Annotated in this window: 26 protein-coding genes, 2 tRNA genes and 1 other RNA gene; 15 read left to right on the forward strand and 14 right to left on the reverse strand. The window is 71.7% G+C overall.

Translation table 11 applies throughout. From position 1 onward, the window contains the following. Window positions 1-48 precede the first annotated feature (48 nt). The 4 genes from ACWDZ4_RS11170 to ACWDZ4_RS11185 all read left to right on the forward strand — a co-directional run bounded on the left by ACWDZ4_RS11170 (window position 49) and on the right by ACWDZ4_RS11185 (window position 4,090). Window positions 49-1,569 (forward strand): MFS transporter, encoded by a 1,521-nt coding sequence (locus tag ACWDZ4_RS11170; RefSeq protein WP_451508125.1) that lies wholly within the window; start codon window positions 49-51, stop codon window positions 1,567-1,569. Between the two features lie 75 nt (window positions 1,570-1,644). Further along, window positions 1,645-2,400 carry a TetR/AcrR family transcriptional regulator gene (locus tag ACWDZ4_RS11175; RefSeq protein ID WP_451508126.1) on the forward strand — a complete coding sequence of 252 codons (756 nt, stop codon included), beginning with the start codon at window positions 1,645-1,647 and terminating at the stop codon, window positions 2,398-2,400. 189 nt (window positions 2,401-2,589) lie between these two features. Continuing rightward, the gene (locus ACWDZ4_RS11180) at window positions 2,590-3,279 is read left to right on the forward strand and encodes a GAF and ANTAR domain-containing protein (protein ID WP_451508127.1); all 690 of its coding nucleotides are present in this window, start codon (window positions 2,590-2,592) and stop codon (window positions 3,277-3,279) included. Between the two features lie 28 nt (window positions 3,280-3,307). Continuing rightward, entirely contained in the window at window positions 3,308-4,090 is a 783-nt protein-coding gene (locus ACWDZ4_RS11185; protein WP_451508128.1) for a GAF and ANTAR domain-containing protein, read from the forward strand. 13 nt (window positions 4,091-4,103) lie between these two features. On the opposite strand, the gene ACWDZ4_RS11190 is transcribed toward ACWDZ4_RS11185, so the two are convergent. The 3 genes from ACWDZ4_RS11190 to ACWDZ4_RS11200 all read right to left on the reverse strand — a co-directional run bounded on the left by ACWDZ4_RS11190 (window position 4,104) and on the right by ACWDZ4_RS11200 (window position 8,007). Next, window positions 4,104-4,922, reverse strand: a complete 819-nt coding sequence (locus ACWDZ4_RS11190; protein ID WP_451508129.1) for a YceI family protein — start codon at window positions 4,920-4,922, stop codon at window positions 4,104-4,106. A gap of 145 nt (window positions 4,923-5,067) precedes the next feature. Next, window positions 5,068-7,506, reverse strand: coding sequence for an MFS transporter (locus ACWDZ4_RS11195; protein ID WP_451508130.1), 2,439 nt, complete (start codon window positions 7,504-7,506; stop codon window positions 5,068-5,070). A 15-nt stretch (window positions 7,507-7,521) separates the two neighbouring features. Continuing rightward, on the reverse strand, window positions 7,522-8,007 hold the full coding sequence (locus ACWDZ4_RS11200) for a MarR family winged helix-turn-helix transcriptional regulator (protein WP_451508131.1): 486 nt from the start codon (window positions 8,005-8,007) through the stop codon (window positions 7,522-7,524). 244 nt (window positions 8,008-8,251) lie between these two features. On the opposite strand from ACWDZ4_RS11200, the gene ACWDZ4_RS11205 reads away from it, so the two are divergent. Next, window positions 8,252-8,467 (forward strand): hypothetical protein, encoded by a 216-nt coding sequence (locus tag ACWDZ4_RS11205; protein WP_451508132.1) that lies wholly within the window; start codon window positions 8,252-8,254, stop codon window positions 8,465-8,467. 126 nt (window positions 8,468-8,593) lie between these two features. On the opposite strand, the gene ACWDZ4_RS11210 is transcribed toward ACWDZ4_RS11205, so the two are convergent. The 8 genes from ACWDZ4_RS11210 to ACWDZ4_RS11245 form a co-directional block, all read right to left on the reverse strand. Further along, window positions 8,594-9,460, reverse strand: a complete 867-nt coding sequence (locus ACWDZ4_RS11210) for an RNA polymerase sigma factor SigF (protein ID WP_344496106.1) — start codon at window positions 9,458-9,460, stop codon at window positions 8,594-8,596. A gap of 210 nt (window positions 9,461-9,670) precedes the next feature. Continuing rightward, on the reverse strand, window positions 9,671-10,531 hold the full coding sequence (locus tag ACWDZ4_RS11215) for an RNA polymerase sigma factor SigF (protein WP_344496108.1): 861 nt from the start codon (window positions 10,529-10,531) through the stop codon (window positions 9,671-9,673). 179 nt (window positions 10,532-10,710) lie between these two features. Continuing rightward, window positions 10,711-11,004, reverse strand: a complete 294-nt coding sequence (locus tag ACWDZ4_RS11220; protein WP_450263772.1) for a Dabb family protein — start codon at window positions 11,002-11,004, stop codon at window positions 10,711-10,713. A 31-nt stretch (window positions 11,005-11,035) separates the two neighbouring features. Continuing rightward, a complete protein-coding gene (locus ACWDZ4_RS11225) occupies window positions 11,036-11,200 on the reverse strand; it encodes a hypothetical protein (RefSeq protein ID WP_451508133.1) in 165 nt (54 codons plus the stop codon). Between the two features lie 95 nt (window positions 11,201-11,295). After that, window positions 11,296-11,382 (reverse strand) — tRNA-Ser (locus ACWDZ4_RS11230). A 93-nt stretch (window positions 11,383-11,475) separates the two neighbouring features. Next, window positions 11,476-11,904 (reverse strand): tRNA adenosine(34) deaminase TadA, encoded by a 429-nt coding sequence (gene tadA / locus ACWDZ4_RS11235; protein WP_451508195.1) that lies wholly within the window; start codon window positions 11,902-11,904, stop codon window positions 11,476-11,478. A 74-nt stretch (window positions 11,905-11,978) separates the two neighbouring features. Continuing rightward, window positions 11,979-12,524 carry a tRNA adenosine deaminase-associated protein gene (locus tag ACWDZ4_RS11240; protein WP_451508134.1) on the reverse strand — a complete coding sequence of 182 codons (546 nt, stop codon included), beginning with the start codon at window positions 12,522-12,524 and terminating at the stop codon, window positions 11,979-11,981. 184 nt (window positions 12,525-12,708) lie between these two features. Next, complete coding sequence (locus ACWDZ4_RS11245; RefSeq protein ID WP_451508196.1) at window positions 12,709-12,894, reverse strand: hypothetical protein; 186 nt, start codon at window positions 12,892-12,894, stop codon at window positions 12,709-12,711. A gap of 106 nt (window positions 12,895-13,000) precedes the next feature. Here ACWDZ4_RS11245 and upp point away from each other — a divergent pair, with 106 nt between their 5' ends. Next, entirely contained in the window at window positions 13,001-13,636 is a 636-nt protein-coding gene (upp, locus tag ACWDZ4_RS11250; RefSeq protein WP_451508135.1) for a uracil phosphoribosyltransferase, read from the forward strand. 22 nt (window positions 13,637-13,658) lie between these two features. Here the strand turns inward: upp and ACWDZ4_RS11255 are convergent, their stop codons facing one another. Both ACWDZ4_RS11255 and ACWDZ4_RS11260 read right to left on the reverse strand, forming a co-directional pair. Next, complete coding sequence (locus ACWDZ4_RS11255) at window positions 13,659-14,288, reverse strand: LytR C-terminal domain-containing protein (protein WP_451508136.1); 630 nt, start codon at window positions 14,286-14,288, stop codon at window positions 13,659-13,661. A 127-nt stretch (window positions 14,289-14,415) separates the two neighbouring features. Continuing rightward, a complete protein-coding gene (locus ACWDZ4_RS11260) occupies window positions 14,416-14,718 on the reverse strand; it encodes a type II toxin-antitoxin system VapB family antitoxin (protein ID WP_344496120.1) in 303 nt (100 codons plus the stop codon). 819 nt (window positions 14,719-15,537) lie between these two features. Here ACWDZ4_RS11260 and ACWDZ4_RS11265 point away from each other — a divergent pair. The 4 genes from ACWDZ4_RS11265 (at window position 15,538) to ACWDZ4_RS11280 (ending at window position 17,950) form a co-directional block, all read left to right on the forward strand. Beyond that, window positions 15,538-15,918 (forward strand): hypothetical protein, encoded by a 381-nt coding sequence (locus tag ACWDZ4_RS11265; RefSeq protein ID WP_451508137.1) that lies wholly within the window; start codon window positions 15,538-15,540, stop codon window positions 15,916-15,918. 57 nt (window positions 15,919-15,975) lie between these two features. Continuing rightward, complete coding sequence (locus ACWDZ4_RS11270) at window positions 15,976-16,533, forward strand: helix-turn-helix domain-containing protein (RefSeq protein WP_451508138.1); 558 nt, start codon at window positions 15,976-15,978, stop codon at window positions 16,531-16,533. Further along, window positions 16,530-17,153 (forward strand): GNAT family N-acetyltransferase, encoded by a 624-nt coding sequence (locus ACWDZ4_RS11275; protein ID WP_451508139.1) that lies wholly within the window; start codon window positions 16,530-16,532, stop codon window positions 17,151-17,153. The genes ACWDZ4_RS11270 and ACWDZ4_RS11275 overlap by 4 nt, the downstream gene beginning before the upstream one ends. A gap of 209 nt (window positions 17,154-17,362) precedes the next feature. After that, window positions 17,363-17,950 (forward strand): hypothetical protein, encoded by a 588-nt coding sequence (locus tag ACWDZ4_RS11280; protein WP_451508140.1) that lies wholly within the window; start codon window positions 17,363-17,365, stop codon window positions 17,948-17,950. A gap of 69 nt (window positions 17,951-18,019) precedes the next feature. Here the strand turns inward: ACWDZ4_RS11280 and ACWDZ4_RS11285 are convergent. After that, window positions 18,020-18,107: transfer RNA gene (locus ACWDZ4_RS11285), tRNA-Ser, on the reverse strand. A 98-nt stretch (window positions 18,108-18,205) separates the two neighbouring features. Between ACWDZ4_RS11285 and ffs the strand changes: the two genes are divergently transcribed. The 5 genes from ffs to ACWDZ4_RS11310 all read left to right on the forward strand — a co-directional run bounded on the left by ffs (window position 18,206) and on the right by ACWDZ4_RS11310 (window position 25,630). Continuing rightward, an RNA gene (ffs, locus tag ACWDZ4_RS11290) (signal recognition particle sRNA small type) lies at window positions 18,206-18,304 on the forward strand. Window positions 18,305-18,346: 42 nt separating this feature from the next. Beyond that, window positions 18,347-20,554, forward strand: a complete 2,208-nt coding sequence (locus ACWDZ4_RS11295; protein ID WP_451508141.1) for a DNA polymerase III subunit gamma and tau — start codon at window positions 18,347-18,349, stop codon at window positions 20,552-20,554. 73 nt (window positions 20,555-20,627) lie between these two features. After that, window positions 20,628-21,881 (forward strand): phosphoribosylamine--glycine ligase, encoded by a 1,254-nt coding sequence (gene purD / locus ACWDZ4_RS11300; protein ID WP_451508142.1) that lies wholly within the window; start codon window positions 20,628-20,630, stop codon window positions 21,879-21,881. A 219-nt stretch (window positions 21,882-22,100) separates the two neighbouring features. Continuing rightward, window positions 22,101-23,801, forward strand: a complete 1,701-nt coding sequence (locus tag ACWDZ4_RS11305) for a hypothetical protein (RefSeq protein WP_451508143.1) — start codon at window positions 22,101-22,103, stop codon at window positions 23,799-23,801. Window positions 23,802-24,121: 320 nt separating this feature from the next. Continuing rightward, the gene (locus ACWDZ4_RS11310) at window positions 24,122-25,630 is read left to right on the forward strand and encodes a N,N-dimethylformamidase beta subunit family domain-containing protein (protein WP_451508144.1); all 1,509 of its coding nucleotides are present in this window, start codon (window positions 24,122-24,124) and stop codon (window positions 25,628-25,630) included. Window positions 25,631-25,645: the final 15 nt, after the last annotated feature.

The raw sequence follows: 25,645 nt of genomic DNA on the forward strand, positions 1-25,645 counted from the left end.
CGCAACACCCCAGCGCCCGTACCCGTACCCGTACAAGGAGACCCCCGCATGACGGCGACGACCGCCGAGAACCGCCCCACCGCGCAAGGCCACCCGCAGCGCTGGCTGATCCTCGGTGTCATCTGCCTGGCCCAGCTCACCGTGCTGCTCGACAACACCGTCCTGAACGTCGCGATCCCCTCCCTCACCGAGGAACTGGACGCGTCCACCGCCGACATCCAGTGGATGATCAACGCGTACTCCCTGGTCCAGTCGGGCCTCCTCCTCACCGCGGGCAGCGCCGCCGACCGCTACGGCCGCAAGAAGATGCTGATAGCCGGCCTCGCGCTCTTCGGCATCGGCTCGCTGGTCGCCGGACTCGCCCAGTCCAGCGCCCAGTTGATCGCCGCCCGCGCGGGCATGGGCATCGGCGGCGCGCTGCTGATCACCACCACCCTCGCCGTCGTCGTCCAGATCTTCGACGACACCGAGCGCGTGAAGGCCATCGGCCTGTGGTCGACGGTCAACTCGCTCGGCTTCGCGGTCGGTCCGCTGATCGGCGGCGTCATGCTCGACCACTTCTGGTGGGGCGCGATCTTCCTGATCAACATCCCGGTCGCGATCGTCGGCCTCGTCGCCGTCGTCTCCCTCGTACCGGAGTCCAGGAGCAAGCAGGGCGACCGGCCCGACCTGCTCGGCGCGCTGCTCTCCACCGTCGGCATGACCGCCGTCGTGTACGCGATCATCTCCGGCCCGGAGCACGGCTGGACCTCCACCCGGGTGCTGGTCTCCGCCGCGTTCGGCGTGCTCGTCCTCGGCGTCTTCGTCTTCTGGGAGCTGCGCATCCCGTACCCGATGCTGGACATGCACTTCTTCCGCGACCAGCGCTTCGTCGGCGCGGTCGCGGGCGCGATCCTCGTCGCGTTCGGCATGGGCGGCTCGCTCTTCCTCCTCACCCAGCACCTCCAGTTCGTGCTCGGGTACGGGCCCCTGGAGGCGGGGCTGCGTACGGCGCCGCTCGCGCTCACGGTCGTCGTGCTCAACCTCACCGGCCTCGGCGCGCGGCTGCTGCCCCGGCTGGGCACGCCCGCGACCATCGCCTCCGGCATGACCCTGCTGTCCGCCGGCCTCGCCGCGATCGCGGTACTCGGCGGCGGCACCGGGGCCGGATACGGCGGAATGCTGCTCGGACTGGTCGTGATGGGCGCGGGCATCTCGCTCGCGATGCCCGCCATGGCCAACGCCATCATGAGCGCCATCCCGCCGGAGAAGGCCGGTGTGGGCGCGGGCGTCAACGGCACCCTGGCCGAGTTCGGCAACGGCCTGGGCGTCGCCGTCCTGGGCGCGGTGCTCAACTCCCGCTTCGCCGCGCTCGTCCCCGCCGCGGTCGGCGCGGCCTCGCTGCCCGCCGCGCTGGCGGCGGCGGACGGCGCGGGGGAACGGGCCCGTATCGCGGACGCCTTCGCCTCGGGGGTCGAGACCAGCCAACTGGTCGGTGCGGTCGCGGTGCTCGCCGGCGGACTGCTCGCCGCGGTGCTGTTGCGCCGTGCTGAGCGGGCAGACTCACCCGGAGCCGTATCAGCGGCATAGCATCGGAACGGGGGGGCGGACCGGGCCATTCCGGTTCGTCGCCCGCCCCGCCGGGAGAACGAGGAGTGTGCGTCCATGGTGTCCGCGGCCGACCGCGTCAGGAACCCAGCCCGCAACAGCGTCTGGCTGGAGGGCAAGACACCACGCGCCCGCAGGGCCGACCAGCCGGCCGGTCTCGACCGGGACCGGATCACCGCGGTGTCGGTGCGGCTGCTCGACGCCGAGGGACTCGCGAAGTTCTCCATGCGCCGGCTCGCCGCCGAGCTGAACGTCACCGCCATGTCCGTCTACTGGTACGTCGACACCAAGGACGACCTGCTGGAACTGGCCCTCGACTCGGTCTTCAGCGAGATCACGCCCCCGGCGGAGACCGGTGACTGGCGCGACCGGCTGCGCGCACTGGCCACCAGTTACCGGGAGTTGCTGGTCCGGCACGTGTGGGTGTCGCCGCTGATCGGTACGTTCCTCAACATCGGGCCGCACTCGGTGGCGTTCTCCCGGGCCGTGCACGACGTGATGCGCGCGACCGGGCTGCCGCCGCACGGGCAGACGGGCGGCCTGGCCGCGGTCTTCCAGTTCGTCTACGGCTTCGGGACGATCGAGGGCCACTTCGTGCAGCGCTGCGCGTCGGCGGACATGAGCCAGGACGAGTTCTTCGCCCAGGCGATGGGCGCGATGAGCACCGCGCCGCAGCTGCGCGAGACGTTCGAGAACGCCAAGGACCTGCTGGAGGCGCGGGGCGGGGACACGGTGGCGGAGATGCGCGAGCGTGACTTCCAGTTCGCGCTGGAGACACTGATCGCGGGTATCGAGGCGATGGCGGCCCGCTGAGCGGCCGGAGCGACGGCATGAATGCTCCGTCGCAGGACAGAAGCGGATAGAGTCTGTCCGTCCTTTGCTCGCAGTCGGGAATGTGCTGCGGAGCTCTCCCGTGCATGGCCGCATCCTCAGCCGTGCTCGCCGAAGAGGTTCGTGGTGACTGCGTCCGACATTCCCGACATTTCCTATGATTCTGTCCAAGTGGAGACATCTGTCTCGCTGGCGGAGTCGTTGGCCGCCGTCGCGACCGCCCTGTACGAAGCCGAGGGGCACGCGGAGACGGCACGGGTCGGGGCGCTGCTGGCCAGGGACATCGTGCCCGACGCCGATCACGCGGGCATCTCCCTCGTCGAGCGCGCGGGAGGCGTCCGTACCGTCGCCTGGACCGACGAGGTGATACGGACCCTCGACGCGGCGACCGGATGCGGAGCGGGCTGCGCCATGGGCTGGCCGGAGCTGTGGACCAGCCCCGTCGTCCGCATGGAGGACATCGCCGCATGCGACGGCCACGGGCCGGTGCTCACCGAGAACGGCCTGCGCTCCGCCTTGTTCCTCCGGCTCCGGGGCCACCAGCGAAGATTCAGCGTGCTGACGCTCTACTCGCGCAAGCCGAGCGCCTTCGACGGCGAGTCCGTACGCGTCGGGCGGCTGTTCTCGGCCCACCTCGGCATCGCCCTCGACTCCGTCGAGGTGCAGGAACAGCTCGCCGAGGCCATGCACACACGAGACGTGATCGGGCAGGCCACCGGCATCCTCATGGGGAGCATGAACATCGACGCCTCGCAGGCCTTCGACCGTCTCGTGCGCGCCTCGCAGAAGGGCAATGTGAAGCTCCGCGACATCGCGTCACGCATCGTCGAAGTCAGGTCCACGGAGCAGCACCCAGGGTGACCGGCGCGATCGCGGGCACAGGAAAGGCATGACGGATACGGCAAGGAGCACGGAAGGCACGCAGGGCACGGGGAGCACACCGGCCGACGGCTTCGACCTCGCCTCGCTCCACGACGCGCTCACCGACTGGCGCGGCCTGCACGCCTTCCTCCAGGACGTGACGCGGCGCGCCGTCCGCGCGACGGACGGCGCACAGGCGTGCAGCATCACGATGCGCCGCCACGGCCGCCTGGTCACGGCCGCCGCCGAAAGCGGCGAGGCGCTCCGGCTGGACCTGCTGCAGTACGAGGCCGAGACCGGGCCCTGCGTGTGCAGCATGGAGAACGGCGAGGAGAACTACGTACCCGACATGCTCCGGGAGCGGCGCTGGAGCCCGTACCCGGCGGCGGCCGCCGAGCGCGGCGTACGGTCCGTCCTGGCCGTCCCACTGGCGCTGAACTCCCACACCCTGGGCGCCCTCAACCTCTACTCCGGCCGGCCCCACGCCCTCGGGGACCAGCGGGAGACGGCGCGGCGGCTGTCCGCCCAGGCGGCGGGGGCGATCGCCGTCGCCGAGCGCATCGAGCAGGAGACGGAGACGGTGCACGACCTGCGGACCGCGATGCTCTCGCGCTCGGTCATCGACCAGGCGATCGGCATCGTCATGGCCCGCAGGCGCTGCACGGCGGGTGTGGCGCTGAACATACTGCGCCGGGCCTCGCAGGGCCGGAACGTCAAGCTGCGGGACCTCTGTTACGCCCTGGTGTCCGAGGCGGGCGACGGCCCGCCCTCGCCCGGCTCCTTCACCGGACGCGGCGGCACCTCCCGCTAGCGCCCCGCGGCCGCTACGCCTGCGGGAGCCGGTCCCCCTGCACCGCCTGCATGTCGAGTTCGACCCGCAGTGTCGCGCCGATCGCCGAGATGCCCGCCTGGACGACCTGGTTGTAGTTCATGGCGAAGTCGTCGCGGCGCAGCTCGGCCGTCGCGCGGAAGGCCGCCCGTACGCCGCCCCACGGGTCCGGGCCCGTCCCCAGGTAGCTCAGGTCCAGGTCGACGGCGCGCGCCACCCCGTGCAGGGACAGCTCGCCGTGCACGGTCCACCGGTCGGGGCCCGCCGGGGTCAGGCCCGTACTGCTGTACCTGATCTCGGGGAACCGCTCGACGTCCAGGAAGTCGGGCGACTTCAGGTGGCCGTCCCGCATGCCGTTGCCGGTGTCGATGCTGGCCGCCCTGATGACGGCCTCGACGCGCGACGCCCCGAGGTCCTCGGCGATCTCGATGTGCCCGCCGAACTCGGTGAACCGGCCGTGCACGCTGGAGATCCCCAGGTGCTGGGCGACCGCGCCCACCGAGGAGTGCGCCGGGTCGAGCGTCCAGGTGCCGGGGGGCGGGAGTTCCACGCCGCCCTGGCGGGCCAGTACGACCGTTCCGGCGTCCGCCCGTCCGCTCGCCGTGACGAACGCCGTCGACGCCGCGGGGGCGTAACCGGCGGCCGTCACGATCACCGTGTAGGGGCCGGCCGGCAGGGGGGTGTCGGTCCTCGCCGTCCCCTCCTCGTCCGCGGCCGCCCGGATCACCTGGGTGCCCGTCATGTCGGTCACGGTCACCACCGCGTGCTGCACGGCCCAGCCGTCCCGGGTCCGTACCTGTGCGCGAAGTCCCATCCCGTTCTCTCTCCTTCGAGACCGAGGGCCCCGGGCGGGTCCGACAGGCCGTCCCCTGCCTGTCGGACCCGCCCGGGGCCCGTTTCCGCACCGGCCGCGGGGGCGCGCCTCCGCTGAGGACGCGCCCCGGGCCGGGGGCCTGTGATTACTCGCCCGGGTGGGCGAGCTCGATGTCGTGGCCGTCGACGCCGCGGCCCGAGACCGTCAGCACTCCGGCCACCGGCGGGTAGCCGGTCGCGACGACCGTGTACTCGCCCGAGTCGAGGTCGGCGAAGGCGTACGCCCCGTCGTCCCCGGTGGTGGAGGAGGCGACCACGTTCCCGGCCGCGTCCATCAGCGTCACCCGGGCGTCGGCCAGCGGGCGCCGGGCGGCGCCGCCGCGTACCGTGCCCCGGACCAGCGCGCCGGACTGGAGCGCGACCTCGACGCGGGTGACGCCCTGGCCGCCGATCTCCACCGGCAGCGCCATCGGCCGGAAGCCGGCCGCGTTCACCGCGACGGTCACCGTTCCGGGGACCAGCTCGCCGAAGACGAAGTCGCCCTGGGCGGCCGACCTGCCGGTGGCGAGCACATCGCCGCGTACGTCGGTCACGATGACCATCGCGTCCTCGACGGGCAGGCCGCCGTCCGCGGCGCGCACGGTGCCGGCGAGTCCGCTCGTACCGGACAGGAGGATGTCGTACGCGACGGGCTCGTCACCCACGACCACCGTGGACGCCTGCGGCTGGAAGCCGTCGGCGGAGGCGATCAGGACGTACGAACCGGCCGCCGGGGCGTCCAGCGCGTAACGGCCCTCCTGGGCGACCGCGCGGCCGAGCTGCCGTCCGGCGAGCGAGATCAGCGTGACCGCGGCGTGCGGTACGGCCGTTCCCTCGGCGGTACGGACCGTGCCGTGCAGGGTCCTGCCGGTCACGGCCGGGGCGGTGGCCTCGGTGGCCGTGGCGGCCACGCCGGCGGGCGCGGCGGGCGCCGCGGCCATCTGCTCCGTGTCCGGCTGCGCCGACTGCGCCGCGTCGTCGTTGGACGACTTCAAGGCGACCTCCTTCACGAACAGGACCAGGATCAGACCGACCAGCGCGATGGGCGCGGCGTACAGGAAGAGGTCGGCGACCCCGTCTCCGTACGCGCTCTCCATGACGGTCCTGATCGGCGCGGGCAGCGCGTCCATGTCCGGGATGGTGTTCCCGCCGCCGGCCGCACCCGGCTTGATGTGGAGGACGGCGAGGCCGTCCTCGACGTAGTGGGTGATGCGGCTGGAGAGCACCGCGCCGAGCGCGGAGACGCCGATGGCGCCACCGAGGGAGCGGGTGAAGGTGACCAGTGAGCTGGCCGCGCCGAGCTCGTGCGGCTTGACCTGGTTCTGGGAGGCCAGCACGAGGTTCTGCATCATCATGCCGAGGCCGAGGCCGAGCACCGCCATGTAGACGGCGACCTGCCAGTACGCGGTGTCGTACGTGATCGTGCCGAGCAGGCCGAGGCCCGCGACCAGGCCGACGCCGCCGCCGACCAGGAAGCCCTTCCAGCGGCCGGTCTTGGTGATGATCTGGCCGGACACGGTGGAGGAGATGAACAGGCCCGCGATCATCGGGATCGTCATGACGCCGGACATCGTCGGCGACTTGTCCCGGGCGAGCTGGAAGTACTGGCTCAGGAAGACGGTCGAACCGAACATCGCGACACCGACGAAGAGGCTCGCGAAGGACGTGAGCGCGATCGTGCGGTTACGGAAGAAGCGCAGCGGGATCAGCGGCTCCGCGGCCTTCGTCTCGACGAGGACGAAGATCAGGCCGAGCACGATCGAACCGCCGACCATGGCGTACGTCTGCCACGAGATCCAGTCGTACTTGTCGCCCGCCAGGGTCACCCAGATCATCAGCAGCGAGACGGAGGCGGCCAGGAAGAAGGCGCCGAGCCAGTCGATCTTCACCTTGCGGCGGACGACCGGAAGCTTGAGGGTCTTCTGGAGGAGGACCAGTGCGATGGCCGCGAACGGCACACCGACGTAGAAGCACCAGCGCCAGCCCAGCCAGTCGGTGTCGGTGAGGACGCCGCCGAGCAGCGGGCCGCCGACCGTCGCGACCGCGAACGTGGCGCCGATGTAACCGGCGTACCTGCCGCGCTCACGCGGCGAGATCATCGCGGCGATCACGATCTGCGAGAGGGCGACCAGACCGCCGGTGCCGACGCCCTGGAGCACGCGGAAGGCGATGAGCGTGCCGGTGTTCTGCGATATGCCGGCGAGCGCCGAGCCGATCACGAAGATGACCAGAGCCACCTGGACCAGCAGCTTCTTGCTGAAGAGGTCCGCCAGCTTGCCCCAGAGGGGGGTGGTCACCGTCATGGACAGGAGCGCCGCGGTGACGACCCAGGTGTACGCGCTCTGGGTGCCGTCGAGGTCCCTGATGATCTCGGGGAGGGCGTTGGACACGATCGTCGACGACAGCATCGCGACGAACATGCCGAGCAGAAGACCGGTGAGGGCCTCCATGATCTGCCGGTGAGTCATCGGCGCGCCGTCGGAGGAGTGGGAGGACCCCTGCTTGGCGTGGCCGCCCCGCACACCGGCTGGTGTGGTCGTAGCCATTGAATTCCTTTGCTCTTACGCGGGTGTTGCGGGTGTTGCTGCGTCGTGCTGGAAGTGGTGCGGTGACCGCGCCCGGCATTCACCGAAGCTGTGGCGCAGGCGGGCCAGCATCGTGTTGAGCTGTCCGACCTCGTCGTCGGACCAGTCGTCGAGGGCACCGGCGAGCGTCTGGACGTAGCGCTCGGAGAGTTCCTCCAGGAGCGCCCGGCCCGCCGGGTTGAGCCGCAGGATGCGTGAACGCTTGTCGCACGGGTCGGGGGCCCGGTCGACCCAGCCGCGCTCCGCCACGTGTGCCACGTGCCGGCTGGTCACCGACATGTCGACCGCGAGGAGCTCGGCGAGCCGGCTCATCCGCATCTCGCCGTGGTGGTCGAGGAGGGTGAGCACGGCGGCCGATCCGGCCGGGCAGTGCGCGGGGAGGATGCGTGCGAGATCGCGCTTCACGACACCGATGGCGCTGAGCTGCCGGGCCAGTTCCGCGAACCGACTCTGTGCGGCCATGGGCGCCTCCGAACATCTTGTTGCTTAGGGCAACCATATAAGCGGTTGGTTGCTACAGGCAAATGAAATCGGGCCACCTGGAGTAAAGGAACCCAAAAGGATCGGTCCGGGGCGGGTCAAGGGCGGCCGAGCGGCCGGTAAAGCCGCAGATCAGCTCCGTGAAGGTGCGGTGGCACCGCTCCAGGGGCCGCTACAGGGGTCCTGGGGTGTGCGGGGCGTCCCCACTTCGCTAGGGTCCTTCCCCATGGCACACAACCCCCATGCCCCCCAGGGCCCCGAGGGTCACCACGACCCGGCGGGCAGCACCCAGATGTTCCGCGCCTTCGTGGACGACGGCGAACCGCAGCGACAGCAGCCGGCCGCGGCCGCGGCGTCGGGCGGTCCCAGGACCGGTCTGATCGTCGGCGTCGTAGCCGTCGTCGTGATCCTCGCGGCGGTCGCCTGGCTCGCGCTCCGCTGATCACCGCTCCCGGCCGGCGGACACGCCGCCCGGAACAGCCCGGACACGGCACGACCGCCGGGGCGCTCGTCGTAGCGCCCCGGCGGTCGTGTGCCGGGCCTCCGCCGGCGGCGCCGGTGACGCGGCTCAGTCCGCGATGAGCCCTTCTCTGAGCTGCGAGAGCGTGCGGGTCAGCAGGCGCGAGACGTGCATCTGGGAGATGCCGACCTCCTCGCCGATCTGGGACTGCGTCATGTTCGCGAAGAACCGCAGCATGATGATCTGGCGCTCGCGCGGCGGCAGCTTCGCCAGCAGCGGCTTCAGGGACTCGCGGTACTCGACACCCTCCAGCGCCGTGTCCTCGTACCCGAGGCGGTCCGCCAGCGACCCCTCGCCGCCGTCGTCCTCCGGGGAGGGCGAGTCCAGCGAGCTCGCGGTGTAGGCGTTGCCCACCGCGAGGCCGTCGACGACGTCCTCCTCCGACACCCCGAGCACCGCGGCGAGTTCGGGCACGGTCGGGGAGCGGTCGAGCTTCTGCGCGAGGTCGTCGCTGGCCTTCGTCAGCGCGAGCCGCAGCTCCTGGAGGCGGCGCGGGACCCGTACCGACCAGCTGGTGTCGCGGAAGAAGCGCTTGATCTCGCCGACCACCGTCGGCATCGCGAACGTGGGGAACTCCACGCCCCGTTCGCAGTCGAACCGGTCGATCGCCTTGATCAGCCCGATCGTGCCGACCTGGACGATGTCCTCCATCGGCTCGTTGCGGCTGCGGAACCGGGCGGCGGCGTACCGCACCAGGGGGAGGTTGAGCTCGATCAGCGTGTCCCGTACGTACGTACGGTCCGGGCTGTCCTTGTCGAGAGCGGCAAGCCGCAGGAAGAGCGAGCGGGACAGAGTGCGGGTGTCGATGGCTTCCGGCTGCGACACCAGCGGCGGCGGCGGAGCCGTCACCTGGTCGAGCACGGCAGGCACTACTTCCTTCGTGAGCACCTTCGAGCTGCCCTGTTCTGCGGACATGCCACCCCCTTGAGGTCGCTGACGGTAGCGGCGGGCGCTCCCGTCGGAGGAAGCAGCCTCCACCTGAATACCGGAGGAGTGGCTGCGGCAAACGCGGTCTCAGCAGAATGTCACATGTCGGCAACGCGCTGTAGCGCCAAGTCGACAAACCTGCGCTGGAAAGAGGGGGTGTGCGGCTTTTCGGCCAGGTACGGGTCCTACCCGATCCGGTTACGCCTCGATCCGATTTGCGGATCTGAGCCGGGCGAAGCTTCTCGCCAGAAGTCTCGACACGTGCATCTGGGAGACGCCCAGTTCGGCGCTGATCTGGGACTGCGTCAGGTTGTTGTAGTACCGGAGCAGCAGGATGCGCTGTTCGCGTTCGGGCAGCTGTACAAGCAGGTGCCGCACGAGGTCGCGGTGCTCGACCCCGGCCAGCGCCGGGTCCTCGTATCCGAGCCGGTCGAGCAGCCCCGGCAGCCCGTCGCCCTCCTGGGCCGCCTCCAGCGAGGTCGCGTGGTACGAGCGCCCCGCCTCGATGCACGCCAGTACCTCGTCCTCGGAGATGCGCAGGCGCTCGGCGATCTCGGCGGTCGTGGGGGAGCGCCCGTGGGCCGTCGTGAGGTCCTCGGTGGCCCCGCTGACCTGCACCCACAGCTCGTGCAGCCGGCGCGGCACGTGCACGGTCCTGACGTTGTCGCGGAAGTACCGCTTGATCTCGCCCACGACGGTCGGCATCGCGAAGGTCGGGAACTGCACGCCGCGGTCCGGGTCGAACCGGTCGATCGCGTTGATCAGCCCGATCGTGCCGACCTGGACGACGTCCTCCATCGGCTCGTTGCGGCTGCGGAACCGGGCGGCGGCGTACCGCACCAGCGGCAGGTTCGCCTCGATGAGCGCTCCGCGCACGCGGTGGTGTTCGGGCGTACCCGGGTCCAGCCCCTTCAGCTCCGCGAACAGGACCTGGGTGAGGGCCCTGGTGTCCGCGCCCCGGCGCTTCGCGGGGCTGCCCGCGGGGACGTCGGGCGCGGTCTCGGGGGGGAGTGGCTGAAGCTGCTGGGGCGGAGCTTGAGGCGCTGTACTGGCCGGCACGGACACGCCACCCCTTATCTCGGTCAACCACGTCAACTCATCCGTCAAAAGCGGTCATAGCATCACAAGACATGTGCACTGTGTGCAAGCACCGTATAAAGCCGTGTTGAGGGCAAGTTGGTTCTTAAACATGCAAAAACCCCGCACCGGAACGGTGCGGGGCCTGGTGCCGCGGGGGCTCAGAACTCGTAGTCGGCGATCACCCACGTGGCGAATTCACGCCACTGCGCGGCGGCCGCCTGGTGGGCCGGGTGCTCGATGTAGCGCTTCAGCGCATCGCGGTCCTGGACGGCCGAGTTGATGGCGAAGTCGTACGCGATGGGCCGGTCGGTGATGTTCCAGGCGCACTCCCAGAACTCCAGCTCGGGAACGGTCCCGTCGAGCTCTTCGAAGGCCTTCACGCCGGCGGCGACGCGCGGCTCGTCCCGCTCGACACCTTCGTTGAGCTTGAAGAGGACCAGATGGCGGATCAAGGAGCACTCCTTCGATGCGGAGGGCGCCCGCTCACTGGATCAGCTGGGTCATGAACTCGCCGACGCCCTGGGCGGCACTGGACACGCCTTCGAACCCTACCTGGACGAGATCGGCCGCCCGCTCGGGGTGTTTGATGATCGTGTACAGCACGAAGACGACGACCACGTAGAGCGTTATCTTCCTCGCCAGCACCATGCTGCTCGGCCTCCCCTGCTGGTCCCCTGAGTCGCGCGAGTCTAACCGCACAACACGAAAGCCCCGACTCCGAGAGTCGGGGCTTCCGTTCTGAGCGGTAGCGGTGGGATTTGAACCCACGGAGGAGTTGCCCCCTCACACGCTTTCGAGGCGTGCTCCTTAGGCCGCTCGGACACGCTACCGAGAGAGAGCTTAGCCCACCCCGGGCCGTGCTCCGAAATCGGTTGTCCGGCCGGTTGTCCGGCCGGTCCCTCAGGGGGCTTCTCAGCGGTCCCTCAGCGGTCCCTGAAGAAGGCCGTCAGCCGGTCCGAGCACTCCTTTTCGAGTACGCCCGCGACGACCTCGGGCCGGTGGTTCAGCCTCCGGTCCCGTACGACGTCCCAGAGCGAACCGGCCGCGCCCGCCTTCTCGTCGAGCGCCCCGTAGACCACCCTCTCCACCCGCGACTGCACGAGCGCTCCCGCACACATCGTGCACGGCTCCAGGGTGACGACGAGCGTGCAGCCCGTCAGCCGCCACTCGCCGAGCTCGTGCGCCGCCCTGCGGATGGCCAGCACCTCGGCGTGCGCCGTCGGGTCGCCCGTCGCCTCGCGCTCGTTGTGGCCCGCCGAGAGCAGCGAGCCGTCGGGGGCCAGCACGACGGCGCCGACCGGTACGTCACCGGCCACCGCCGCCCGTGCCGCCTCGTCCAGGGCCAGGCGCATGGACGCCCGCCACCGGTCCCGTACCGGATCCGGGCCCGGATCCGGTTGCTGTTCCTCTGTCACTGCCGGACTCACTACTGGACGGTCTCCAGTACGTCGGCGGCGCCCAGGGCGTCCGCGATCTCGCCCAGCGCGTCCGTGTCGAGCGCCAGCAGCTCCTTCTCCGGCAGGCCGAGGTCCGTCAGGATCCCCGCCTCCCCGAGCGGACCCGCCGGTACGGCACCGCCGTCGTCCGCCGTGATCGCCTCCTCTTCGTCGTCGATGACTTCCTCGTCCGGTTCCCCGTCCTCGGTGCCGTCGAGGTCGACGAGCACTTCCAGGACGTCCGGGTCCTCGGGGGCCCGGCCGAGCAGTTCGTCGGTGAGCAGGATCTCCCCGTACGAGGAACGGGCGGCCGCGGCCGCGTCCGAGACATAGATACGAGGGTCCTCCTCGCCGTCCACCCGGACGAGGCCGAACCATGCGTCTTCCTGCTCGATGAAGACGATCACCGTGTCCTCGTCGACCGTGGCCTCACGGGCCAGATCGGTCAGGTCGGACAGGGTTTCCACGTCGTCGAGCTCCGTGTCGCTCGCTTTCCACCCGTCTTCGGTGCGCGCGAGCAGTGCGGCGAAGTACACCGTGACTCTCCCACTGGTCTTGAGAAGTGCCGGTTGGAGTTCCTCCCGGCCGGAGGGTTCGCTGAGGTGGGGAGAAACCGTTTCGCAGCTCCGAGCCCCGCCCACTCGGAATCGTGGCAGAAACAATCGCTCCGCGAGAGGTCTTCCGCTCTTGCGTCGTGTCCCGGTCCCGCGAGCAGGCCCGCTACCAGCGGAAGGTACGCATCCGCATCTGCTGCCGCATCCGGGCCGCCCGGGCCCGGCGCGGCTGCACCCGGTCACGCAGTGCCTTGGCCTCGTGCAGCTCGCGCAGGAACTGGGCGCGCCGCCGCCTGCGGTCGGCCTCACCTATGTTTTCCTGCTGTTCCTGACCGTGCTCCCCGTCCGGCATCGACCACACCACCCCAAACCCGGGTTTGTCTCCCACCCCACCTTCCCTCCGGTCGGCGGGTTGATGCCAGCGCGGGCCGCCGGGATGCCCGGTTACTGTTGACGCCATGCGGATCCATGTTGTCGACCACCCGCTGGTGGCGCACAAACTCACCACGCTGCGCGACAAGCGCACCGACTCCCCGACCTTCCGGCGCCTCGCCGACGAGCTGGTCACCCTGCTCGCGTACGAGGCCACCCGGGACGTGCGCACCGAGCAGGTCGACATCCAGACCCCGGTCACGTCGACGACGGGCGTGAAGCTGTCCCACCCGCGCCCCCTGGTCGTACCGATCCTGCGGGCCGGTCTGGGCATGCTCGACGGCATGGTGCGGCTGCTGCCGACCGCCGAGGTGGGTTTCCTCGGCATGATCCGCAACGAGGAGACGCTCCAGGCGGAGACGTACGCGACCCGGATGCCGGAGGACCTCTCCGGCCGCCAGGTGTACGTGCTCGACCCGATGCTGGCCACCGGCGGCACCCTGGTCGCGGCGATCCGTGAACTGATCAAGCGCGGCGCGGACGACGTCACGGCGGTCGTGCTGCTCGCGGCGCCCGAGGGCGTCGAGGTCATGGAGCGGGAGCTGGCCGGCACTCCGGTCACCGTGGTCACCGCCTCGGTCGACGAGCGGCTCAACGAGCACGGCTACATCGTGCCGGGCCTCGGCGACGCGGGCGACCGGATGTACGGGACCGCCGGCTAGCGGTCGTACGGACGCGGCGTTCTCAGCACTTCGAGGAGGGCGCGGGCGCGGGTTCGGCCAGAACGGCCAGGGCCCGGTCCGCGTCCTTCTCCGTGTCCAGCTTCTTGAAGGCCGCGCCCAGGATCAGGTCCACTTCGGCGCCCTTGCGGGTGTCGGTCTTCCGCAGGGCGCCCTTGAGCTGCGTGCCGAGTACGGGCAGGGCGCCGGCGGCCGCCCTGGGCGATCCCAGCAGCACTCCGGAGCCCTTGACCTTCTTGTCGTACGCCTTGGGGGCGTTGCCGATCTCGCCGATGGCGAAGCCGCGCTTCTTCAGCTCGTCCGCGGTGCTCTTGGCGAGGCCGGAGCGCGGTGTCGCGTTGTAGACGTTGACCTTGACCTTGCCCGGCTCGGGCAGCGCGGCCTTCGGCTGCGCGGACGCCGCGGCGGGCTTCACGCAGCCCTGCCCGCGTCCGGCGGCCGTGGTCCTCTTCCCGCCGCCCGTGAAGACGTCGATGAGCTGCAGAGTCCCCCAGCCGGCCAGACCGAGGGCCACGATCGAGGCCGCCACCGCGAGGATGGTCCTGCGTCGGTTCCGGGGGCGTCGCATACGCGGGTACTTGTCGCCCGTGATGCGGTACTTTCCGCCCATGCCGGGGGGTGTCAGCATGCTCATGGGCGCAGCGTAGTGCGCCTCGGTGATGATGCCTACTAAATGATCAATGACTTCGGGCCGGACCAACCCGTAAGGACCAATGGGGACGGCCTCCGGGGGCCGTCCGGGTGGCCGGGCGGCCCGATGATCAGATGGTGTCGAGTTCGAGGACGCGCGCGTGCAGCACCTGGCGCTGCTGGAGCGCGGCGCGGACCGCGCGGTGCAGTCCGTCCTCCAGGTAGAGGTCGCCCTGCCACTTCACGACGTGGGCGAAGAGGTCGCCGTAGAACGTCGAGTCCTCGGCGAGCAGTGTCTCGAGATCCAGCTGGCCCTTGGTGGTCACCAGCTGATCGAGGCGGACCGGGCGCGGCGCGACATCCGCCCACTGCCGGGTGCTTTCCCGGCCGTGGTCGGGATACGGCCGGCCGTTTCCGATGCGCTTGAAGATCACACGGAAAGCCTACCGGGCGAGCGGCTCCGGGCGCAGCCATGAGCGCGGGGCGCAAAGGCCGTATCAAACGCCAGAACGGGAGCAAATCATGAGCGGAAGCGCCCCCTCCGGTGTTGTGGGGCGGTTGGGGCGGCCCCGTCGCGGTGATTGCGGCGGGTCGCGGCGGGCTCCACCGTACGGAGAGCGGGCCGGGCGGGTTTTCCCCCGTTCGGGGGACGCCCCTCCCGGGATCCGCTCCGCCGTGACTCCGGGGCCGCCTTCCGGGCCGGACCGGCAGGAACCTGACAAAGCCGCACGGCATGATTGTCAGACCCTCGTGGAACGATTCCCCCGTCGGCTGTAAACAGGACAGTTTACGGGTGGGGGAGTCATGGTCTCGTACGACGAGCGCGACGCATGCGACGCGTGCGGTGTCCCGCGCGGCAGGTGGCGGGCGGTTCTGGGGATGACGCTGTGCGGTCCGTGCGAACGGACCGGGGGCAGCCGTCCCGGCCGTGAACCGGTACTGCTCGCCGAGGTGCTGGCCGTCACGGTGGCCGGGTTGTCCTTCGATGTCACACGTGACGCGGCGGTGTCGTCCTCATGAGGTGAACGAAGAAAACGGTGTGGCGGAGGGGTTCGAGGCGCTCCGCGGGCGCCTGCCGGGCATCGCCCACGGGATTCCCGGCAGCGTCGACGAGGCCGAGGACGTGGTCCAGGAGAGCTGGATCAGGTGGTGCCGCCCTGCTCCCCGCCCCGCCCCCGCGACCGCATCGGCCGCCCGATGGTCGCCCCCTTCCTCCACGCCACCGGCGTGCCGGTGGGTACGCCGCCGGGGACATGGCAGCGGCGTACGCCGAACCGGGTCACCAGGCGCTGCCGAGCTGCCGGCGCGCCATCCCCCTCGGCGAACTCGCGGGGCACGACGCGGCCGCCGCCCTGCCGGGCCTCGCTCCCGCCGCCTTCGCGCCGAAGCCGTATGTGACGTGCCTGGACCTCGGCGGCGCGGGGGCGGTGTCCACCACCGGCTGGGAACGGACCGTACGGCTGACCGGGTCGGAGGCGAAGGCACGCAAACGCATGATCACTGAGCAGTGGATCCACCCGCAGCTCGACGACGCCGAGGAGATCCTGCGCCGGGCCGACCGCAGTCGCCCCACCGGCGAAGGAGGGGAGGGGAGGGGAAGGAGAAGGAGAGCGGGTGGCGTGAGGACTGACTGACGGACCGATGGACAGACGGACCGACAGCCGTCCCGGAAATGGGATATTCTCTCTGAAATGAGAACCACTGAGGACCGACTGGCGGCCAGGCTCTTCGAGCTGCGCACGGAGCGCGGCTGGTCGCTGGACGAACTGGCGCGGCATACGGGCATCAGCCGGTCGACCCTTTCCCGGCTGGAGCGTGCCGAGATCAGCCCGACGGCGGCGATGCTGGGCACCCTGTGCACGGCGTACGGGCGGACGATGTCGCACCTGCTCGCCGAGGTGGAGGCCGAGCCGCCGCAACTGGTGCGCGCCGGCCGCCAGTTGGTGTGGCGCGACGAGGAGTCGGGCTTCACCCGGCGGTCGGTGTCCCCGCCGCACCCCGGGCTGCGGGGCGAGATCGTCGAGGGGGCGCTGCGGCCGGGCGCGGACATCTCGTACGAAGGACCTCCCGTGCCGGGCGTCGAGCAGCACATCTGGGTACGGGAAGGCGCCCTGGAGGTCACGGCGGGCGGCGGCGTCCACGAGCTCCGCGCCGGGGACTGCCTGCGTTTCCGCCTCTGGGGCCCTTCGCGATTCCGCTGTCCGGGGCCCGGTCCGGCCCGCTACGCGGTCATGGTCGTCATGCCATGACCGCCGGCACACGGACTCACGTCATCGCACGCCTGTCGCCCGACGAGTTCCGCGACAGCGTGCAGGGCCTGGCCGGCCTCCTCGCGGACGCGGTCGACGGCAACGCGTCCGTCGGCTTCCTCGCCCCCTTCGGCCACGACGAGGCCGTCGCCTGGTGGGCCGCCCAGCAACCGGCGGTGGACGACGGCAGCCTCGCCGTGTGGGCCGCCCGCGGTCCCAGCGGCATCGCCGGCACCTTCGGCCTCGCCCGCAGCCCCAAGCCCAACAGCAGGCACCGCGCCGAACTGGTCAAGCTCATGGTCCACCGCGACGCCCGCGGCCAGGGCCTGGGCCGCGCACTCCTCACCGCCGCCGAAGAGGCCGCCGCCCGCGCCGGAGCCACGCTCCTGCTCCTGGACACCGAGACCGACAGCCCCGCCGAGCACCTCTACCGCGCCGCGGGCTGGACCCGCTACGGCGTCGTCCCCGCCTACGCGGGCGACCCGGCCGGCACCCTCAAGGACTGCAGCTTCTACTTCAGACGCCTGACGCCCACCCACCCCGCGCCGGACCCGGCCACGGTCACGGGCCGAGGCGGTCACTGCCCGGAAACGGCCGACGGCGCCGAAGACGGCGCGTGAGGCCGGCGCCGGCGGATTCCTCGGGGCCGACCGGTGCGCCTCAGCGCGCCTCAGCGCGCGAGTCCGCCGAGACCGCGCAGTCCCTGGAGCGCTTCGGCGTCGGTGGGCGCGGTGGCCGGGTCGCCCAGGTGCTGGATCATCACGCCTGACATCAGCGCGAGCTGGACGCTGCCGACGCGGGAGCGCTGCGCACCGGACGGTTCAACCGGGTGCCGGTGCTCGTCGGCGCCAACCGCGACGAGGAGCGTGGCAGGGTCCTCGGCCAGGAGCCCGCGCCGGGAGGTGCCCTCATGAAACCGGAGGCGTACGAGCCCGCGATCCGGGAGGAGTTCGGCGACAGGGCCGACGACGTACTGAAGCGCTACCCGCTCGGGGTGTCCCCCTCGGCGGGCGAAGTCCTGGCGACGGTCCGCACGGACGCGGCGTGGTCGGCCCCGACACTGGACACCGCACGGCTGCTCTCGGAGTGGGTCCCGACCCGGATGGGCGGGTTCAGCGAGCGCGACACGCCCTGGTTCGACACGTACCCGACGCCCAGCTTCGACCAGCGTGCCCGGCACATGTCCGAGCTGGCCCACCTGTTCGACATGGGCCTGTTCCAGGAGGTGAAGCACGACCAGGCCCGATTCCGCGACCGGATGATCAGCACATGGGTGGAGCTCGCCGACTCGGGCCGTACGAACCGGCCGCGCTTCCAGGAGGCCGGCGGATACGTGCAGACGCTGGCCTCGGGCACCTGGAAGCGCGCGGACTTCACGAAGGACCACGACTACCCGTTCTGGAAGAACCACCGCTGACCGACCGGGAGCACGACGAAGGCCCCGGCCGGTTTCCCGGTCGGGGCCTTCAAGTGCCCGGTGAGGCACTGGCGGAGGATACGAGATTCGAACTCGTGAGGGGTTGCCCCCAACACGCTTTCCAAGCGTGCGCCCTAGGCCACTAGGCGAATCCTCCGCGGCAAACAATACAAGACGTTGAGGAGTGCTCGCGAACGCGTTCCGCGCGGTCGGGGGCCGGCTCGTTTTTCCGGGGGGTGATCCGCTAGTGTGGGGGCCAGCCCCTCACGTGGCGCTATCTCACCGAACTCCCCCAGGGCCGGAAGGCAGCAAGGGTAAGTGGGCTCTGGCGGGTGCGTGGGGGGCGCTTGCGTTGGGCGGGGACGGTTGTCGGTGGGTCCCGATAACCTCGTATACGTGTCGTCCCTTGCGCTCTACCGCCGCTACCGTCCCGAGTCGTTCGCCGAGGTCATCGGGCAGGAGCATGTCACTGCCCCGCTGCAACAGGCCCTGCGTAACAACCGGGTCAACCACGCGTACCTGTTCAGCGGGCCGCGGGGCTGTGGAAAGACGACCAGCGCGCGCATCCTCGCCCGCTGTCTGAACTGCGAGCAGGGGCCCACGCCCACCCCTTGCGGCACGTGCCAGTCCTGTGTCGACCTGGCCAGGAACGGCCGGGGATCGATCGACGTCATCGAGATCGACGCGGCTTCGCACGGTGGTGTGGACGACGCCCGTGACCTGCGGGAAAAGGCGTTCTTCGGTCCGGCCGGCAGTCGCTACAAGATCTACATCATCGACGAGGCGCACATGGTCACCCCGGCGGGCTTCAACGCCCTGCTGAAGGTGGTCGAGGAGCCTCCGGAGCACCTCAAGTTCATCTTCGCGACGACGGAGCCCGAGAAGGTCATCGGCACGATCCGGTCGCGTACGCACCATTACCCCTTCCGCCTGGTGCCGCCCGGGACGCTGCGCGACTACCTCGGCGAGGTGTGCGGCAAGGAGAACATCCCGGTCGAGGAAGGGGTGCTTCCGCTGGTCGTGCGGTCCGGGGCCGGGTCCGTGCGCGACTCGATGTCCGTCATGGACCAGCTGCTCGCCGGCGCGGCCGAGGACGGTGTGACATATGCCATGGCCACCGCGCTCCTCGGGTACACGGAGAGCTCGCTCCTCGACTCGGTCGTGGACGCCTTCGCGGCGGGCGACGGAGCCGCCGCGTTCGAGGTCGTGGACCAGGTCATCGAGGGCGGCAACGATCCGCGCCGGTTCGTGGCCGACCTGCTGGAGCGGCTCCGGGACCTGGTGATCCTGGCCGCCGTTCCCGACGCACGCGAGAAGGGCCTGATCGACGCGCCCGCGGATGTCGTGGAGCGGATGCAGGCGCAGGCCTCGGTGTTCGGCGCGGCGGAGCTGAGCCGCGCCGCCGACCTGGTCAACACGGGGCTCACCGAGATGCGGGGCGCGACGTCGCCGCGGCTCCAGCTGGAGCTGATCTGCGCCCGGGTGCTGCTGCCCGCGGCCTTCGACGACGAGCGTTCGCTCCAGGCGCGGCTGGACCGCCTGGAGCGCAACGGCGGCGGCGCGTTCGTGGCCGCGGCCGCCGCTCCCGGCCCCGCGATGGGGTACGTACCGGGGCCCGACGCGCACGGGGGAGTGGGGGCGGCTGTGCCCGCTCCCGCTGTTGTACCCGTGGCTCCTGCGCCCGCTCCCGCTGTGCCCGTGGCTTCTGCGCCCGCTCCGGCGCCGGTGGCCGCACCACCCGCTCCGGCCGCCGTCGAGGGCGGGCAGCGGCCCGGTGCGTGGCCCGGTGCGGGTGGCGGCGCCGGCGTGGGGCAGGACGCCGGCCGCCGGCCCGGCGGGTGGCCCACCGCCTCCGCTCCGGGCCAGGGCCGGCCGGAGCCGCAGGCCGCGCCCGTCGCGGCCCCGGCGGCGTCCCCTGCCGCAGCCGCCCCCGCGCCCGCCGTGTCGCAGTCGGCCGCCCAGGGCGCCGCACAGGTGCAGAACATGTGGCCGGGCATCCTGGAGGCCGTCAAGAACCGGCGGCGCTTCACCTGGATCCTGCTCAGCCAGAACGCCCACGTCAGTGGCTTCGACGGGACCACGCTCCAGATCGCCTTCATCAACGCCGGGGCCCGGGACAACTTCGCGAGCAGCGGCAGCGAGGACGTGCTGAAGCAGGCGCTGGCCGAGTCCTTCAACGTGCAGTGGAAGGTCGAGTCGGTCGTCGACCCGTCCGGTGGCGGTGCGCAGCCGCCCGGTGGCACAGGTGGCTTCGGCGGCGGCCCGGGCGGCGGCGGTGGCTTCGGCGGGCGGCCCCCGGCCCCGGCCCCGCGCCCCGCTCCCCCGTACCAGGCAGCCCCGGCCGCCCCCGCCGCTCCCCAGCCCTCCGGCCCGCAGCGCCCGGCACCGGATTCCGCCTCCGGTCCCGGCCCCGGGGCCAGGACGGGTTCCGGTGCCTCCTACGCCGTGGATTCGACGCCCCCGCCCCCTCCCCCGCCGATGGCGATCGAGGACGACGTACCGGAAGAGGACGATCCGGACCTCGTCGACTCGGCGCTGTCCGGCCACGACCTGATCGTGCGGGAGCTGGGCGCGACGGTCGTCGAGGAGTTCACGAACGAGTAGCCCGGCCGACGTCCCCCGGGAGCCCGGCAGACGCCCGGCGGGGGGAGCGCGGCGCGCGGGCTAGGCTGCACCCGTGAAGGTCCTCGTCATCGGCGGCGGCGCCCGCGAACATGCCCTGTGCCGCTCTCTGTCCCTCGATCCCGACGTCACCGCGCTGTACTGCGCCCCCGGCAACGCCGGCATCGCCGAGGTGGCCGAGCTGCACCCGGTCGACGCCCTCGACGGTGCGGCCGTTGCCCGGCTCGCCGGTGAGCTCGACGCCGGCCTCGTCGTCGTAGGCCCGGAGGCGCCGCTCGTCGCCGGGGTCGCCGACGCCGTGCGCGCGGCCGGTATCCCCTGCTTCGGCCCGTCCCGGGAGGCCGCTCAGCTGGAGGGCTCCAAGGCTTTCGCCAAGGACGTGATGGCCGGGGCGAACGTCCCCACCGCCCGCAGTTACGTCTGCACCACCCCCGAAGAGATCGACACGGTGCTGGACGCCTTCGGCGCGCCCTACGTCGTCAAGGACGACGGCCTCGCCGCGGGCAAGGGCGTCGTCGTCACCGACGACCTCCAGGCGGCCCGCGAGCACGCACTGGCCTGCGACCGCGTGGTCATCGAGGAGTTCCTCGACGGCCCCGAGGTCTCGCTCTTCGCGATCACCGACGGTGTGACGGTCCTCCCCCTCCAGCCCGCGCAGGACTTCAAGCGCGCGCTCGACGGCGACGAGGGCCCGAACACCGGCGGCATGGGCGCGTACTCCCCGCTCCCGTGGGCCGACCCCAAGCTGGTCGACGAGGTCATGGCGACCGTGCTCCAGCCGACCGTCGACGAGCTGCGCCGCCGCGGCACGCCCTTCTCCGGGCTGCTGTACGCGGGTCTGGCGATCACCTCGCGCGGCGTGCGGGTCATCGAGTTCAACGCCCGTTTCGGCGACCCGGAGACCCAGGTGGTCCTGGCCCGCCTCAAGACCCCGCTGGCGCGCGTGCTCCTCAGCTCCGCCCACGGCACTCTTGACACCGAACCCCCGCTGAACTGGCGCGACGACGCCGCCGTGACGGTCGTCATCGCCTCGCACAACTACCCGGACACGCCGCGGACGGGCGACCGGATCGAAGGTCTCGGCGAGGTCGCGGCCCAGGACGCGCCCCACGCGTACGTCCTGCACGCCGGAACCAGGCGGGACGGCGACGCCGTGGTGAGCGCGGGCGGCCGCGTGCTGTCGGTGACCGCGACGGGAGCGGACCTGACCGAGGCCCGCGAGCGGGCGTACGCCGCGGTGGCACGGATCCGGCTCGACGGGGCGCAGTACCGTACGGACATCGCGCAGAAGGCGGCGACCGAGGCCTGACCCCACCCCCTCCCGACACCCGACGACGTCAGCAGCTTTCCCCAAAGCCATTCCATCGAGTGACCGCTGGTCCATCCGGCTGACGCCTGTCCCGCCCCCAACTAGGGTGCGGCGCAAGCATTCCGGCACTTGGCCCACCGACATTGCGATGTCAGTGGCGGGTGCCACAGTGGGGGAATGAGCAAAGCCGTCGCAGGGCGAAGGGGGTGACGTCCGGCCGTGTCCGGTACCGGTAAGGGTGTGGAGAAGGGCGCGCAGTCCGCGCGTTCCAGGGCTCTCGCCGTGCTGCGCGTCCGCGGCAGGGCGCTGGCCGTCGCCCTGCTTCCCGCGGCCGTCGCCGTCGTCCTGCTGGTGGGCGGCGCCACGGGCCATGCGGACGGCGGGGGCTGGGACGTCGCGCGCTGGGTGACGTCGGTCGTCGCGGTGGTGGCGCTGCTGGCCGCCGTCGCGGTAGGGGCCGTGATCGTACGGGCGAGGCCGGCCGTCACCCCGACGGTGGAGGTCACCGAGGAGTCCGCGCCGGATCTCTACCGGCTCGTGCGCGATCTGGCGGACCGCCTGGAGGTGCCGGCGCCGTCCGCGATAGCGCTCACGCCGGACTGCGACAGCTGGCTGGAGGACCGTACGCACCCGGCCTCGGCATCCCCGCCGACCGCCACGGCCCCCGCCTCCGCCCGGCGCAGAACCGCGACCGCGCCCGTGCTGGTCATCGGCTCGCCGTTCCTGTGGTGGATGCGGGTGGCCGAGCTGCGGGCGGTACTCGCCCCGGTCGTCGCCGGTACGGGGCCCTCCGCGCACCCCGACATAGCCGCCGCGCGCCGCTTCGTGCGGGGTCTGGACGCCGCCGTCGCGGTCGCCGCCCTCCCGGACCGGAGCCTCCTGCGCCGTATACCCCTCGGCTTCGTCGGCTGGACCTCCCGGCTGATGCTGCGCAGCTGCCGCACACACGCCGCCGAGATGGAGCGGGGCGTCGCGACCGCCGCGTCCGAGCGCGCACAGACCGTGGACTACGGCCTGCGGATCGTGGCCCAGGAGCAGGTCGGTCTGGCGTACGCGGGCTGGGACCGGCTGCTGACCCGGGTCGCGCTGCCCGCCTGGCGCATGGGCCGCTGGCCGTCCCGGCTCGACGCGGGTGTGGTCTCCGCCCTCACCGAGCTCTCCCGGCGCGACCGTCTGGCCGAGGGCTTCACCTCCCGGCTGGGCGACCGGCCGGCGTGCGACCTCCTGGAGGAGCCCGGCGCCGTGGACGAGGCCGCCTCCCTCCTCGCCGCCCGCCTCTTCCACGGCGGCCCCGCAGAGCCGGGGCCGGACTGGTCGCCGGTGGACTGGTCGCAGTACCCGGAAGAGGTCGTCGACCGCAAGTGGCGTGCCGACGCCGCCCGCCTGCACCACGTGCTGGACACCCTGGTCACACGCCGCTCCACGGTCCCCGACACCCCCACCCTGACCCGGGTGATGAACCACCTGTCGGCGGCCCTGCCCACGAGCGACGCGCACCCCCTCAGCCCCCACCCCCTCAGCCCCCACCCGGCGGCCGAGGCGCTCGCCGCGGCCATCGAGGCAGAGGTCGCCCGGGAAGGGGCGGCCGTCCCGGCGCCCGCGCCACTCGGCCCCGGTGAGGGCGACGGCCTGTGGGACACCGGACCCCTGCCGCTCTTCCCGCTCCAGCCGCCCAGGACCGGCCGTGACCTGCTCGCCGACCATGTCACCGCGATGGTCTGCTGCGCCGCCGTCGACACGGCCGGCGCCGTACCCGGCCTGGACTGGCTCGACGGCCCCGTACTGCTGGTCGAAGGCGAACGCCAGACGGAACTGGCCGCCCACGTCCTGAGCCTCGTCGAGGACGGCGACGCGGCGCCGCTCCGCTCCTGGCTGGCCTCCGTCGGCGTACGCCCGGAGAAGCCGGTCCGCCTGGTCTGAGGACCGCCTGCTCTGAGGACCGCTCCCGCGGCGCATGCGCGGTGCCGGGAGGGGACGCCCCGGCGCGGCACCGGCCCCAAAGCCCCCGCACCCACCACCAGCACCCAGAAGCACAGTAAGCACAGTAAGCACAGAAGCACCGCATCCCAGCCGCCCGTCCGACCCCCTACCACGTCCCCACGTACCGGAGGCTCAGATTCCGTTCACGCCTATTCGCGACGAACGGTGACGGGGTGCGTGCGTTATGTGATGTGCTGGGGGTCGGTAGCTGACAAGTGGTGCATCACTGTTGTCTCGGGGGCCTGAGGGAGGGAAGCGGTATGGGGGACGAGTTCATCCGGCGCTGGGAATCAGGCGCTCTCGCGCATGCCGTTTCCGACCCCTTCGGCCAGGGCCCCCTGCCCTGGCTGCGCGGCGGCGAGCACTTCTTCAGCGACAGCGGCCAGGTCATCCCCTGGTACGCCGAGCACACCGAGTACATCGAACACGTCGACCCCGTCACCGGCGTCCGCCTCCCGCAGCCCCGCCCCGCCTCCACCGGCGGCCCCCGCACCGCCGACGACGTGCGCCAGCAGATCAAAGGCTTCGCGTCCCCCGGCGCGGCCGCGCCCGGCGAGGCGATCGACTTCCACATCACCGTGGACCCGCCCCAGCAGTTCTCCGTCGACATCTACCGGATCGGCCACTACAGCGGCCACGGCGCGGCCAAGATCACCACCAGCCCCCGCCTGCCCGGCATCGTCCAGCCGGCCCCGCTCACCGCCGACCGCACCGTCTCCTGCCACCACTGGTGGCTGTCCTGGCGTCTGCAGATCACGGACTCCTGGAGCGTCGGGGCGTACGTCGCCGTGCTCACCACCGCCGACGGCTACCGCTCGCACATCCCCTTCACGGTCCGCGACAACCACCCCGCCGACCTCCTCCTGCTCCTGCCCGACATCACCTGGCAGGCGTACAACCTCTACCCCGAGGACGGCCGCACCGGCGCCAGCCTCTACCACGCGTGGGACAGCATGGGCCGCCTCCTGGGCGAAGAGCAGGCAGCCACAACCGTCTCCTTCGACCGCCCGTACGCCGGCGCGGGCCTGCCCCTCCACGTGGGTCACGCGTACGACTTCATCCGCTGGGCCGAGCGCTACGGCTACGACCTCGCCTACGCCGACGCCCGTGACCTGCACGCGGGCCGCGTCGACCCCACCCGCTACCGCGGCCTGGTCTTCCCCGGCCACGACGAGTACTGGTCCGCCCCCATGCGCCGCACCACCGAGCTCGCGCGCGAGGCGGGCACCTCCCTCGTCTTCCTCTCCGCCAACACCATGTACTGGCAGGTCGAGCTCGCGCCCTCCGCCTCCGGCACCGCCGACCGCCTCCTCACCTGCCGCAAGCGCCGCGGCCCCGGCAAGCCCGCCCTCTGGCGCGAGGTCGACCGCCCCGAGCAGCAGCTGATGGGCATCCAGTACGCCGGCCGGGTCCCCGAGCCCAGCCCCCTGGTCGTACGCAACGCGGACCACTGGCTCTGGGACTCCACCGGCGCCCACGAGAACGACGAGATCGAGGGCCTGGTGGCCGGCGAGGCCGACCGCTACTTCCCGCGCACCGCCCTCCCCGAGCACCAGGGCCGCATCCTGCTCGCCCACTCCCCCTACCGGGACGGCGACGGAGCCCTCCGCCACCAGGAGACATCGCTCTACCGGGCCCCCAGCGGCGCCCTCGTCTTCGCCTCGGGCACGTTCGCCTGGTCCCCGGCCCTGGACCGTCCGGGTCATGTGGACCCGCGCATCCAGCGGGCCACGGCCAACCTCCTGGACCGCATCTGCAAACGTGACTGACCTCCCGCACCGCCC

Source organism: Streptomyces sp. NPDC003016, from assembly GCF_053591455.1.